General features: G+C 73.8%; 12 protein-coding genes and 1 tRNA gene. 5 read left to right on the top strand and 8 right to left on the bottom strand.

What is annotated here, in order from left to right:
* Positions 1-38: 38 nt before the first annotated feature.
* Positions 39-719 (top strand): SDR family oxidoreductase, encoded by a 681-nt coding sequence (locus tag FHR78_RS04020; protein WP_166759190.1) that lies wholly within the window; start codon positions 39-41, stop codon positions 717-719.
* Positions 720-812: 93 nt separating this feature from the next.
* On the opposite strand, the gene FHR78_RS04025 is transcribed toward FHR78_RS04020, so the two are convergent.
* From FHR78_RS04025 to FHR78_RS04035, 3 genes are read right to left on the bottom strand one after another with little or no spacing between them, the layout of a single operon-like run.
* Complete coding sequence (locus FHR78_RS04025; protein ID WP_166759191.1) at positions 813-2,006, bottom strand: acetate/propionate family kinase; 1,194 nt, start codon at positions 2,004-2,006, stop codon at positions 813-815.
* Positions 2,003-4,132 (bottom strand): phosphate acetyltransferase, encoded by a 2,130-nt coding sequence (gene pta / locus FHR78_RS04030; protein ID WP_166759192.1) that lies wholly within the window; start codon positions 4,130-4,132, stop codon positions 2,003-2,005. The genes FHR78_RS04025 and pta overlap by 4 nt, the downstream gene beginning before the upstream one ends.
* 48 nt (positions 4,133-4,180) lie before the next feature.
* A complete protein-coding gene (locus FHR78_RS04035; protein WP_166759193.1) occupies positions 4,181-4,399 on the bottom strand; it encodes a hypothetical protein in 219 nt (72 codons plus the stop codon).
* A gap of 81 nt (positions 4,400-4,480) precedes the next feature.
* Here FHR78_RS04035 and FHR78_RS04040 point away from each other — a divergent pair, with 81 nt between their 5' ends.
* Complete coding sequence (locus FHR78_RS04040; RefSeq protein WP_166759194.1) at positions 4,481-4,987, top strand: GNAT family N-acetyltransferase; 507 nt, start codon at positions 4,481-4,483, stop codon at positions 4,985-4,987.
* Positions 4,988-5,115: 128 nt separating this feature from the next.
* On the opposite strand, the gene FHR78_RS04045 is transcribed toward FHR78_RS04040, so the two are convergent.
* A tRNA-Ser gene (locus tag FHR78_RS04045) sits at positions 5,116-5,200 on the bottom strand.
* A 94-nt stretch (positions 5,201-5,294) separates the two neighbouring features.
* Between FHR78_RS04045 and FHR78_RS04050 the strand changes: the two genes are divergently transcribed.
* Together FHR78_RS04050 and FHR78_RS04055 are read left to right on the top strand one after the other, a co-directional pair.
* The gene (locus FHR78_RS04050; protein WP_166759195.1) at positions 5,295-5,666 is read left to right on the top strand and encodes an RNA-binding S4 domain-containing protein; all 372 of its coding nucleotides are present in this window, start codon (positions 5,295-5,297) and stop codon (positions 5,664-5,666) included.
* Positions 5,667-5,835: 169 nt separating this feature from the next.
* Positions 5,836-6,459, top strand: a complete 624-nt coding sequence (locus tag FHR78_RS04055; RefSeq protein ID WP_166759196.1) for a hypothetical protein — start codon at positions 5,836-5,838, stop codon at positions 6,457-6,459.
* A 45-nt stretch (positions 6,460-6,504) separates the two neighbouring features.
* Here FHR78_RS04055 and FHR78_RS04060 read toward each other — a convergent pair whose 3' ends face one another.
* The 3 genes from FHR78_RS04060 to FHR78_RS04070 form a co-directional block, all read right to left on the bottom strand.
* Positions 6,505-8,403, bottom strand: a complete 1,899-nt coding sequence (locus FHR78_RS04060; RefSeq protein WP_166759197.1) for a helicase HerA-like domain-containing protein — start codon at positions 8,401-8,403, stop codon at positions 6,505-6,507.
* A 9-nt stretch (positions 8,404-8,412) separates the two neighbouring features.
* On the bottom strand, positions 8,413-9,132 hold the full coding sequence (locus FHR78_RS04065; protein ID WP_166759198.1) for a phosphatase PAP2 family protein: 720 nt from the start codon (positions 9,130-9,132) through the stop codon (positions 8,413-8,415).
* Between the two features lie 171 nt (positions 9,133-9,303).
* Positions 9,304-10,533 carry a Bcr/CflA family efflux MFS transporter gene (locus tag FHR78_RS04070; RefSeq protein WP_166759199.1) on the bottom strand — a complete coding sequence of 410 codons (1,230 nt, stop codon included), beginning with the start codon at positions 10,531-10,533 and terminating at the stop codon, positions 9,304-9,306.
* A gap of 289 nt (positions 10,534-10,822) precedes the next feature.
* Here FHR78_RS04070 and FHR78_RS04075 point away from each other — a divergent pair, with 289 nt between their 5' ends.
* On the top strand, positions 10,823-11,392 hold the full coding sequence (locus FHR78_RS04075) for a TetR/AcrR family transcriptional regulator (protein ID WP_166759200.1): 570 nt from the start codon (positions 10,823-10,825) through the stop codon (positions 11,390-11,392).
* A 13-nt stretch (positions 11,393-11,405) separates the two neighbouring features.
* On the opposite strand, the gene FHR78_RS04080 is transcribed toward FHR78_RS04075, so the two are convergent.
* Positions 11,406-12,017, bottom strand: a complete 612-nt coding sequence (locus FHR78_RS04080; RefSeq protein WP_347878038.1) for an MOSC domain-containing protein — start codon at positions 12,015-12,017, stop codon at positions 11,406-11,408.
* Positions 12,018-12,031: the final 14 nt, after the last annotated feature.

Genomic DNA, 12,031 nt, shown 5'->3' on the forward strand with positions numbered 1-12,031 from the left:
CTGGGCGCCTCGCGCGACCCGGGGTGTTGCCTGGGTGCATGAGAATCGTCATCGCCGGAGGACACGGCAAGATCGCCCAGCTCCTCGAACGCCGACTCGCCGACGCCGGGCACGACCCGGTGGGCATCGTCCGCAACCCCGACCACACGTCCGACCTCGAGGCGGCGGGTGCCCGTGCGCTCGTGCTCGACCTGGAGCAGACCGACGTCGAGACCCTCGCGGGCCACCTCGACGGCGCCGACGCCGTGGTGTTCGCGGCCGGCGGCGGGGGCGGCAGCGGCGCGGAGCGCAAGCTCACGATCGACCGCGACGGGGCGATCCTGTTGGCCGACGCCGCCGAGAAGGCCGGCGTCTCGCGCTACGTGATGGTGTCCGCGTTCGGCACGGACGACTTCGACCCCGAGGCGGCCCAGCTGCCCGCCGAGGACGACGACGCCGTCTACCAGGTCTACATGCGCGCGAAGAGCGAGGCCGACGCCGACCTGCGTGCCCGTGACGGCCTCGACTGGACGATCGTCCGCCCCGGCGGCCTCACGGACGACGCCGGCACCGGCCAGGTGACGGTCGGCCAGAAGGTCGAGCGCGGCACGGTCCCCCGTGCCGACGTCGCCGAGGTCATCGCGACGGCGATCGTCGAGGGCACGGCCGTCCGGACGCAGTTCGAGCTGATCTCGGGCGAGACCGGCGTCTCGGACGCGCTCGCCACCATCAAGTACTAGAGGTCGGACCGGGGCCTGCCCCGCCGTCGACGAGAGAGGCCCCGGAGGCGCGACGTGCGCCTCCGGGGCCTCTCTCGTCCCGTGACGGCCGGGTCAGCTGAGCGCCGCAGCCTGTCGCGCGATCTCGAGCTCCTCGTTCGTCGGGACGACGAGCACCTCGACGGACGCGCCCTCGGGCGAGATGCGGCGGGCGTCGCGGGAGGCGAGTTCGTTGCGGTCGTCGTCGACGCGGATGCCGAAGAAGTCGAGCCCGGCGAGGGTGCGACGACGCAGCAGCGCGTTGTTCTCGCCGACGCCGGCGGTGAACACGACGGCGTCGAGGCCGCCGAGCTGCGCGACGTACGCGCCGACGTAGTGGCGGATCCTGTGGCGGTAGACGGCGAGCGCCGACTCGGAGACGGCGTCGCCGCGCGAGGCGCTGTCCTGCACGTCGCGCATGTCGCCGCTGCCGGTGAGCCCGAGCAGGCCGCTGCCCTTGTTGAGCAGGGTCTCGAGCTCGTCGAAGCCGAGGCCGGCCTCGCGGTGCAGGTGGAACACGGCGGCGGGGTCGATGTCGCCCGAGCGGGTGCCCATGACGAGGCCCTCGAGCGGGGTCATGCCCATGCTCGTCTCGATCGAGCGGCCGCCGTCGATCGCGGCGGCCGACGCCCCGTTGCCGAGGTGCAGCACGATGATCTTGAGCTCGGCGAGCGGGCGTCCGAGGAACTCGGCGGTCTTCTCCGAGACGTACTTGTGCGACGTGCCGTGGAACCCGAAGCGGCGCACGTGGTGCTTCGCCGCCAGCTCGGCGTCGATCGCGTAGGTGTACGCGGCGGGGGCCAGGGTCTGGTGGAACGCCGTGTCGAAGACGGCCACGTGGGGCACGTCGGCGAACGCCTCCTTGGCGGCCCGGATGCCCTGCAGGTTGGCCGGGTTGTGCAGCGGGGCGAGTGCCGAGAGCCGGTCGATGGCCGCCTCGACGTCGTCGGTGACGACGGTGGCGCGGTCGAACTCGACTCCCCCGTGCACGACGCGGTGGCCGACGGCGACGGGCGGGTGCTCGTCGAACGACGGGCCCTGGGCGGCGAACGCGGTCATCATCGCCTCGAAGCCCGCGGCGTGGTCGGCGATCGGCTGCGAGTCGTTGCTGCTCTCGTCGCCGGTGAGGTGGTTGCGGTGCCGGGTCTGGCCCACCGCCTCCCCGATCCGCTCGACGAGCCCCGAGGCGAGCGTCGTCTCGCCGTCGAGCTCGATCAGCTGGTACTTGAACGACGACGAGCCGGAGTTGACGACGAGCACTGCGCTCACGGGGTGGTCCCTTCGGTGGTGGTGGTCTCGGTGCCGGCCTGGATGGCGGTGATGGCGACCGTGTTGACGATGTCGCCGACGAGGGCGCCGCGCGAGAGGTCGTTGATCGGCTTGCGGAGGCCCTGCAGGATGGGCCCGATCGCGACCGCGCCGGCGCTGCGCTGCACGGCCTTGTACGTGTTGTTGCCGGTGTTGAGGTCCGGGAAGATGAACACGGTGGCCCGCCCGGCGACCTCCGAGTCGGGCATCTTCGCCGCGGCGACGACCGGGTCGGCCGCGGCGTCGTACTGGATCGGCCCCTCGACCAGCAGGTCGGGCCGTCGCTCGCGCACGAGCGCGGTCGCGGCGCGCACCTTCTCGACGTCGGCGCCCGAGCCGCTGTCGCCGGTGCTGTAGCTGAGCATGGCGACGCGCGGCTCGATGCCGAACTGCACGGCGGTCTCGGCCGACGAGATGGCGATGTCGGCGAGCTGCTCGGCGGTGGGGTCGGGGATGACGGCGCAGTCGCCGTAGACGAGCACGCGGTCGGCGAGCGCCATGAGGAACACGCTCGACACGACGCCGACGCCGGGCACCGTCTTGATCACCTCGAAGGCGGGGCGGATGGTGTGGGCCGTCGTGTGCGCGGCGCCGGACACCATGCCGTCGGCGAGGCCCAGCTTGACCATCATCGTGCCGAAGTACGAGACGTCGGTGACGGTGTCCATCGCCATCGACGCCGAGATGCCCTTGTGGGCGCGCAGCTTGGCGTACTCGGCGGCGAACCGGACCTGCAGGCTGGCGTCGAAGGGATCGAGCACGCGGGCGTCGGCGAGGTCGAGGCCGAGCTCGGCGCCGCGGGCCCGCACGACCGTCTCGTCGCCGAGCAGGGTCAGGTCGGCGACGCCGCGCTGCAGCAGCGTCGACGCGGCACGGAGGATGCGGTCGTCGTCGCCCTCGGGCAGCACGATGTGCTTCTTCACGCTGCGGGCGCGCTCGAGCAGCTGGTGCTCGAACATCAGCGGCGTGACGACGCCGGACGGGCTGACCTCGAGCAGGCGCAGCAGCTCGGCGCCGTCGACGTGGGTCTCGAACAGCGACAGCGCCAGGTCGTACTTGCGGGGCGAGTCGGCGGCGAGGCGGCCCCGCGTCTGCGTGATCGCGAGGGCCGTGTCGTAGGTGCCGAGCTCGCTGCGGGCGATGGGCAGGGTGCTGCCGAGGCCCTCGACGAGGCGGTCGACCTGGGGCGCGAGCTCGAAGCCGCCGTTGAGCACGACGGCGGCGAGCGACGGGAACGTCTCGGAGGCGTGGGCCAGCACCGTCGCGACGAGCACGTCGGACCGGTCGCCGGGCACCACGACGACCGCGCCCTCGATGAGGCGGGGCAGCACGTTCTCCATCGACATGGCCGCCACGACGACGCCCTCGACCTCGCGGTCGAGCAGCGCCTCGTCGCCGCGCACGAAGGTCGACCCGGTCGCGTCGAGCACGGCGCGCACGGTCGGGGCCACGAGGAGGCGGTCCTCCGGCAGGGCCCAGACGGGCACGGCACCCGAGGGGCTCGCCGCCAGCGCCTGGCCGATGCCGTCGACCACGTCGTCGAGGTGCTCGGGCTCGACGCGGTTCGCGACGACGGCGAGCAGGCTGGCGTGCTCCGACCGGAGCTCGGCGGTGGTGACCTCGGCCACCTGCCGCATGTCGGCGCCGGTGCGGGCGGTCGTGCCGTCGGCGGCGCTGCGGCCGCCGAGAACGAGCAGCACGGGGGCGCCGAGGTTGGCGGCCACCCGGGCGTTGAACGACAGCTCGGTGGGGCTGCCGACGTCGGTGTAGTCGGAGCCGATGACGACGACGGCGTCGCACTGCCGCTCGACCGCCGAGAACCGGCTGACGATGGCGGCGAGCGCCTCGTCGGGGTCGCGGTGCACGTCGTCGTAGGTGACGCCGACGCACTCGTCGTAGTCGAGGTCGACGCTGTCGTGCGCGAGCAGCAGCTCGAGCACGTAGTCGCGCTCGCGCGTCGACCGCGCGACGGGCCGGAACACCCCCACCCGGCCGACCTCGTGGCTCAGGGTGTCGAGCACGCCGAGGGCGATGGTCGACTTGCCGGTGTGGCCTTCTGCGGACGTGATGTAGATGCGGGTGGACACGTCGTCCAGCCTACGTCCGGCGGGCTCCGAGGTGCCGGGGAGGGGGCGTCAGGAGTAGTCGTGCTGCGCGACGCCGAGCGACCGGTAGACGGCCTTGTCGCCGGTGGAGCTGTCGGTGTCGAGCTCCCAGTTGACGTCGTCGCCGCCGTCGGCCGCGGGGCGGACGAGGCTCTTCTGCGGCTCGCCGCCGATCGACTCGAGCTGCTCGGTGCGGGCCTCCTGGCCGTCGTCGCCGAGGAAGGATGCGGTGTAGGTGTCGTCGCTCATGCCCCGACGCTACGCGCCGAGCACGGGCCCGCGTCCAGGAGCGGACTGCGCGGCCGGCGCCGCTCCTCCTAGGCTCGGTCCATGCTGATCCGTCCTGCCGTCGAGTCCGACCTGCCCGGGGTCCTCGAGATCCACGCCGACGCGGTCGCGCACTCGACCGCCATCTGGACCGACGTCGTGCCCGACCTGCAGGGCCGCCGCGACTGGCTCGCCGCGCACAGCCGGCCCGGCACCGCCGCCCTCGTCGCCGTCGAGGGCGACCTCGTCGTCGGGTACGCGAGCTTCGGACCCTTCCACGCGAAGGACGGCTACCGGCACACCGTCGAGAACAGCGTCTACGTGCGCGAGGGCCACCAGGGCGCCGGCATCGGCCGCAGCCTGCTGGAGGCGCTGGTCGCCGGAGCCACGGAGGCGGGCCACCACGTCATGGTCGCCCTGGTCGAGGCCGGCAACGAGGGCTCGGTGCGGCTGCACCGGTCGCTGGGCTTCGAGGACGCGGGCCTGCTGCGCGAGGTCGGCGTCAAGTTCGGGCGCTGGCTCGACCTGCGGTACATGACCCTGTCGCTCGACGCGACCGCCGCCTCCTAGCCGGGAACGAGCGATGGCCCTCCCGCAGGGACGGGCCATCGCGATCGCGGCGCAGCCGCCGCGCCGCGAGGCGCCAGACGGGCACAGAGCACGAATGGCCCCTCCCGAAGGGAAGAGCCATTCTCGTGCGGAGGATAGGGGATTCGAACCCCTGAGGGCTTGCACCCAACACGCTTTCCAAGCGTGCGCCATAGGCCACTAGGCGAATCCTCCAGGGCGGGCGACGGCATGACCGGCGCTCGACCTCGTCCATGGTAGCGGACGCCGCGGGCCCTCGCGGACGCGTCCGTCGACGTAGCATCGTCGGATGGACTCCCCCGCCTCCGCCCGCGTCGACAGCTGGCTGTGGGCCGTGCGCGTCTACAAGACGCGGTCGGCGGCGACCAGCGGCTGCCGCGCCGGGCACGTGCGGGTCAACGGCGAGCGGGTCAAGGCGTCGCAGTCGGTGCGCCCGGGCGACGAGGTGCGCGTGCGGGTGGCCGGGTTCGACCGGATCCTCGTCGTGCGCACCTGCCTCGTGAAGCGGGTGGGCGCCTCCGTCGCGGCCGAGGCGATGACCGACCTGACTCCCCCGCCGCCGCCCCGCGAGGAGGCCGCCGCGGTGCCGGTGCGCGACCGCGGCGCGGGTCGCCCGACGAAGCGCGAGCGGCGCGACCTCGAGAAGCTCCGCGACCGGTGACGCGGCGCCTCCGACGCCCTCACGGGGTCGGCGGCGAGCCCGACTTTCGCGGACCGGACAGAGCGGTCGGGGCCGGGCACCGCCTCCCCTATGATCAGCGACGGCAGGTCGTCGGGGTGACGACCGTCCTCTCTGAGGGGGGAGGCAGCCGACGGCCGAGGGGGCTGACATGATGACCCGCGTCCCGCGCGACGACTTCGAGGTGATCGCCGTGCCCCGGCACACGATCGCCCGCAGCGCCGTGCTCACGGGCGTCTTCAGCCTCGCGCCCGTGCTCGTCGCCCTGCTGTGGCTCACGTGGTCGACCGGCCGCTGGCCCGCCGTGCTCTGGGTCGCCGACGTGGCGGTCGTCGCGGGCCTGCTCATGTACTGGCGGTTCCGGGTGTCGTACGCCGCCGTCACCGCGACCGAGTTCTTCAAGCGCGGCTGGTTGCCGGGCACCGTCCGGCTGCCCCGCGACTCCGTCGCGACCGTGCTCGTGGCCCACACCTACCGCGGCGCGTCGACCGAGACCGTGCCCCAGCTCGTCGCCCTCGACGACGACGGCCAGGTGCTGTTCCGGATGCGGGGCGGCTACTGGTCGGAAGAGGCGATCGCCGCGGTGACCGAGGCGCTCGGCAGCGCCGTCACCACCGTCTCGCGCCCCATGTCGGCCGCCGAGTTCTACCGCACCTGGCCCGAGAGCCGGTCGTGGTACGAGGGGCGTCGCTGGCTCAGCACGAGCCTCGTCGTGCTGGCCTTCGCCGCCGCGTCGGGCGTGCTCGTGCTCGTCTGGCGCGCCTTCACCGGCTGAGGGCCGGCGGCTGGCCACCTGGGCCGCGGCCGCAGCACCCCGCTCTCAGCGCCGGCGCAGCGTCCCGAAGATGCCCTTGACGACCTCGCGCACGATCGTCTTGCCCGCGGCCGAGCCGAGCACGTCGCCGAGCACGTCGCCGGAGCCCCGCCCCCGCGACGACGAGGACGACCGGGTCGAGCCCGCCCGACGGGCACGCGTCTGCGCGGCGGCCCGCTCGGCCTTCTCGAACTCGCGTTGCTGCCGCTCGTACTCGGCCTGGGCCGCCCGGCGCTCCTTCTCGGCCGCCTTCAGGGCCGCGGCGTCGGCCTTCTCGCGGGCCGCCGCCTCCTTCGCCTCGAGGAGGAGCGCCTCCTGACGGGCGGTGGCCTCGTCGAGCTCGCGCCGGCGCAGGGCGGCCGCCTCGAGCTTGCGGGCGAGCATCTCGCGCGCCGAGTCACGGTCGACGGGCGTGCCGTAGACCGGCCAGAGGGGCGACGCCGCGACGCGCGCGGCCATCTCGTCGGCGGGCAACGGCGACATCGAGCCCTGCGGGGCGCGCACGCGGGTCCAGGCGACCGGGCTGGGGGCGCCCTTCTCGGTCATCACGGTGACCACCGCCTCCCCCGTGCCCAGGCCGGTCAGCACCGCGCCGAGGTCGTACTCGCTGGTGGGGTACGTCGAGACCGTCGCCCGCAGCGCCTTCGCGTCGTCGGGCGTGAAGGCCCGCAGCTGGTGCTGGATGCGCGAGCCGAGCTGGGCGAGCACGTCGGCGGGGACGTCCTTCGGGGTCTGCGTCACGAACACGATGCCGACGCCCTTCGAGCGGATCAGGCGCACCGTGCGGGTGACCTGCTCGAGGAAAGCGTCGGAGGCGCCCGCGAACAGCAGGTGCGCCTCGTCGAAGAAGAAGACGAGCTTCGGCCGCTCGAGGTCGCCCACCTCGGGCAGGTCGTTGTAGAGGTCGGCGAGCAGCCACATCAGGAACGTCGAGAACACCGCCGGCCGGTCGATCACGCCCGGCAGCTCGAGCAGGCTCACGATGCCCCGGCCGTCGGCGGCCGTGCGGAGGAACACCGCCGTGTCGATCTCGGGCTCGCCGAAGAAGCGGTCGGCGCCCTGGTCGGCGAAGCCGATCAGCTCGCGCAGCACGACCCCCACCGTCGCCTTGCTCAGCCCGCCGAGGCCCGCGAGCTCGGCCTTGCCGTCGTCGCTGGTGAGGAACGTCAGCACGCTGCGCAGGTCGGCCAGGTCGAGCAGCGGCAGCCCCGCCTGCTCGGCGTAGTGGAACACGAGGCCGAGGCTGGATTCTTGCGTGTCGTTGAGGCCGAGGACCTTGCTCAGCAGCACCGGGCCGAAGCCGCTCACGGTCGCCCGCACCGGGATGCCCCCGCCGCCGTCGCCGAGGCCGAAGAACTCGGCCGGCGCCGCGAGCGGTGCCCAGTCCTGTCCGATGCCCCGGGTGCGCGCCAGCAGCTTCTCGCTCGACTCGCCCGGCGCCGCGAGGCCGGAGAGGTCGCCCTTGACGTCGGCGGCGAAGACCGGCACCCCGGCCGCCGAGAGCTGCTCGGCGAGCACCTGCAGCGTCTTGGTCTTGCCCGTGCCCGTCGCCCCCGCGATCAGGCCGTGCCGGTTGAGCATGCCGAGGGGGATGCGCACGGGCACGTCGGCGAGCGCGTCGCCGTCGACGAGCGCGCCGATCTCGAGGGCCGGGCCCTCGGTGGCGTAGCCGGCGCGCACGGCATCGACCGCCGCGGGCGACAGCAGCCCCGAGGAGGCGGTGGCCGGGGCGACGGGAGCGGGGGCGTCCTGCACCGCCTCCGCCGCCTCCTTCGCCGCGGCCTGCGCCTCGGCGGCGAGCTGCTCGGCACGGGCGAGCGCCGCCTCCGCGTCGCGCTTCGCCTGCTCCGCGGCGGCGACCGCGGCGGCGGCCTCCGCCCTGGCCTGCTCGAGGGGGTCCGTCATGGGGTCAGCCTAGGCACCCGCACCGTCACGCGTCTGCCACGCCCAGCCGCGGCCCCGCACGCGTTCCTGCTCGGCGAGCAGCCGGTGCGCCACCGGCGCCCACAGCACGACGGCGACGCCCGCTCCGATCAGCAGCCCGCCGATCGTGTCCGTGAGCCAGTGCGCGCCCAGGTAGGTGCGGCTGAGCAACATGAGCACGGTCCAGACGACGCCCGCGGCCCAGACCCACACCCGGCGCAGCACGACGCCGAGCACGACGGCGAGCGTCGCGGCGTTCGCGGTGTGGCCCGACGGGAACGAGCCGTAGTCGCTCACCACGAGGATCTCGGTCGGCCGCGCCCGGCCGAACGTGTGCTTGATCACCTGCACCACGCCGGCGCTCAGGGCGCACGCGGCGATCCAGTACAGGGCGGCCCAGGGCCGACGCCGCAGCAGGAACACGACCGCGACCCCGATCGGCACGACGAACACGCCGATCAGCCCTGCGCCGACGGTGTCGAAGACGAGGGCGGGCGCGATCCAGAAGGCGCTGCGGTGCTCGACGAGCTCGTTCATGAACCGCTCGTCGATGCCGAGCCGGCCCGCACGGGCCGTCACGACGACGCCGATCAGCAGCACGACTCCGATCGCACCGAGGGCGCTGAAGACCCACCAGCGGCGCTGCACCCGGCGGGCGACCGCCGCCTCGCGGACCGTGGGCTGCTTGGGGGCGAGGGGCGAGGCGTCCATCCGCCGACAGTACCGACGGAGGCGCGGGTCGGCCCACGCAGGTCGGCCGGGGCCTCCTGCGGTCCGGTCGCGCGCCTCCTCGTGGCCGGTCGGGCCCCGTGGCGTGCCCGGTCCGCGACCGGTCGTCGCCGGCTGCGCCCGCTGCGCGCGCTGCGCCCGCTGCGCCTATGCCTAGTGGGCGAGGGCGGGCACCGTGCGTGGACGCACCAGCAGCCACAGGCTGAGGATGGCGACCGACGAGGTGACCATCATCACGCTGCCCATCGGCACCGCCGAGTCGATGCCGAGGAACCCCACGACCGGCGAGATCAGCCCGGCCAGCCCGAAGTTGAGGGCGCCGAGCAGGGAGGCGGCGGTGCCGGCCTCCTTGCCGTGGTTCGCGAGGCCCAGCACCTGCACCTGCGGAAAAGTGAACCCGCACGCGGCGATGAAGAACCAGAGCGGCACGAGGATGCCGAGCAGCCCCACGTGCAACGAGTCGAGCAGCACGATGAGGCCGGCGGTGACGAAGAGCACCGTGGTCGAGGCGGCGATGATGTAGGCGGGCGGCACGCGGCGGGCCAGGCGCGAGCTCACCTGGACGCCCACGACGATGCCGAGCGAGTTCACCGCGAAGAGGTAGCCGTACTGCTGGGCGTCGAGGCCGTAGACGTCCTGGAACAGGAACGACGAGGCCGACAGGTACGTGAACAGGCCCGAGAAGACCATCGCGCCGATGAGCGCGACGCCGACGAAGACGCGGTCGCTGAAGAGCGCCTTGTAGCGCTGCCGGAGGGTCGTGTGGCCGGCGCCGTGGCGGGCCGACTCGGGCAGGGTCTCGACGATGAGGAACACCGCGGCGAGCAGGATCAGCACCCCGTAGGCGACGAGGAACCAGAAGATGCCCCGCCAGTCGGTGAACCGGAGCAGCTGCGACCCGATGACCGGGGCGAGCACGGGCGCGAGGCCGGTGACGAGCGCCAGGCGGGACAGCATGCGCACGAGCGGCAGCCCGCCGAAGAGGTCGCGCACCGTCGCCATGGCGACGACGCCGCCGGCCGCCGCTCCCATGCCCTGCAGCACGCGGAAGACGCCGAGCCAGGCGATGTCGGGCGCCGCGGCGGCGCCGATGCTCGCGGCGATGTGCACCGCCGTGGCCACGATGAGGGGCAGTCGCCGACCGACCTTGTCGCTCCACGGGCCGACGAGCAGCTGCCCGACGCCGAAGCCGATGGTCGTCGCCGTGAGCGTGAGCTGCACGAGGCCCGCCGAGACCGCGAGGTCGTCCTCGAGCGACGGGAACGCGGGGAGGTACAGGTCGATGGTGAGCGGGCCGAGCGCGGTCAGGGCGCCCAGCACGACCACGTAGACCAGGCGCTGACGACGGGTCAGGGCGTCTCCGGGGTGGACGACGATGCTCACGGGGTTTCCTCACGGCGGGCTGCCCGGGCGCGCTCGAATCGGTTCGATCCGACGTCGCGCACCCAGGAGGCGATGGTGGGTGGGAGGGGTGACGACACCCGACGGTGGGCGCGCTCGACGACGATCGTAGCCCCGAGGCGGCCGCTCGCGACAGGGCCGGCGTCGGCGACGCGCCTCGACACGGCCTGGTCGAGACCGACGCGTCTCGAGCGCCGCTAGGCTCAGCAGAGCTGCCGGCTCACCGTCCGGCCCGCACCGTTCCACACCGCACGACACCGAGGAGGCCTCCATGGTCGACGCCCGCATCGTCCAGACGACGAAGGCCCTGCACGGCGCCGTCGTCGAGCTCGCCTCGAAGCAGGCCGTGTCGTCGATCACGGTCGCCGACGTCACCCGCGCGGCGGGCATCAACCGCGCGACGTTCTACAGCCACGCGACCTCGCCCGGCGGGCTGCTCACCGACGTCATCACGCCCGAGCTCGACCAGATCCGGCTCGACGACCAGGCCGCCCGGGCCGCGTCGACCGGCGACGACGGCGCCGAGATCACCCGCCGCGCGGTCGAGCGGGTCGTCGACCACGTCGTCCGCTACCGCGACATGTACCGCCTCGCCCTGCCCGACGCGCTCGACGCCTCCATCCACAAGGCCCTCGCGACGCACTTCGAGACGTCGTCGTTGCAGCACATCGAGCGCCTGCCCGAGGGGTCGCTGCCCGAGGGCGTGTCGGTGCACATCGCGGCCGGCTACTTCGCACACGCCCTGGTCGGCGCCATCGAGGCCTGGCTGTGCGGCAAGCGCACGAGCCGCAAGGCCCTGCTCGACACGATCACGGCGATGACGCCGAGCTGGTGGCAGTGACGCCCGTCGCAGGCTAGCGCGCGCCGGTCGGGTCGGGCGCGCCGGTCACGGACTGGCTCGCGCCGGTGGCGGCGTCGCCCTCGGCGTCGAGCTCGACCACGGCCGGGCCGAGACGCAGCACCCCGTCGGTGAGCGGCTCGCAGCGCATGCCGCCGAGACCGCGCAGCGCCCGGAACGCGCCCGGGGCGAGCACGTGGTCCATCCACGCGCACGGGTTCGCCGGGCGGGTCGCCCGCAGCAGCACGGGGCCGTCTCCGGTGTCGAGGCTGATCACGCGGCCGCGCAGCGAGTCGACGTCGAGCCCGCGCGTCACGACGTTGCGCCGTGCCGCGACGGCGTCGAGGGGGCGGTCGAGGCCGAGGAGGCGCGCCGCCGTCTCGAGGGACTCCGCCGCGAGCAGCGTCACCGACGCGCCCCGGTGCGCGGGCTTGGCGAAGTAGCGGTCGCCGACGATGCCGAGGCCGGCGCGGACCTCGACGCTCTCGTGCAGCTCGGGGCCGGCCGGGTGCGGCTCGGGGCCGTCGGCGGGGCGGCCGACGTAGCGGGAGCGGGGCGACGCGAGCAGCAGCTCGATCGTGACCGGGGGCGCGGTCCGCACCGTCGCCTCCTCGTCCTGCTCGCTCACGGCACCACCGTACC

The sequence above is a fragment of the Frigoribacterium faeni genome (genome assembly GCF_011761235.1).
In the GTDB taxonomy this organism is placed as follows: domain Bacteria; phylum Actinomycetota; class Actinomycetes; order Actinomycetales; family Microbacteriaceae; genus Frigoribacterium; species Frigoribacterium faeni_A.

Excerpts from the sequence above, each read along its gene's own strand:
- FHR78_RS04065 (WP_166759198.1), bottom strand. The coding sequence starts at position 9,132 with ATGGACGCCTCGCCCCTCGCCCCCAAGCAGCCCACGGTCCGCGAGGCG.
- FHR78_RS04020 (WP_166759190.1), top strand. The coding sequence starts at position 39 with ATGAGAATCGTCATCGCCGGAGGACACGGCAAGATCGCCCAGCTCCTC.
- FHR78_RS04035 (WP_166759193.1), bottom strand. The coding sequence starts at position 4,399 with ATGAGCGACGACACCTACACCGCATCCTTCCTCGGCGACGACGGCCAG.
- FHR78_RS04055 (WP_166759196.1), top strand. The coding sequence starts at position 5,836 with ATGATGACCCGCGTCCCGCGCGACGACTTCGAGGTGATCGCCGTGCCC.
- FHR78_RS04050 (WP_166759195.1), top strand. The coding sequence starts at position 5,295 with ATGGACTCCCCCGCCTCCGCCCGCGTCGACAGCTGGCTGTGGGCCGTG.
- FHR78_RS04060 (WP_166759197.1), bottom strand. The coding sequence starts at position 8,403 with ATGACGGACCCCCTCGAGCAGGCCAGGGCGGAGGCCGCCGCCGCGGTC.
- FHR78_RS04040 (WP_166759194.1), top strand. The coding sequence starts at position 4,481 with ATGCTGATCCGTCCTGCCGTCGAGTCCGACCTGCCCGGGGTCCTCGAG.
- FHR78_RS04075 (WP_166759200.1), top strand. The coding sequence starts at position 10,823 with ATGGTCGACGCCCGCATCGTCCAGACGACGAAGGCCCTGCACGGCGCC.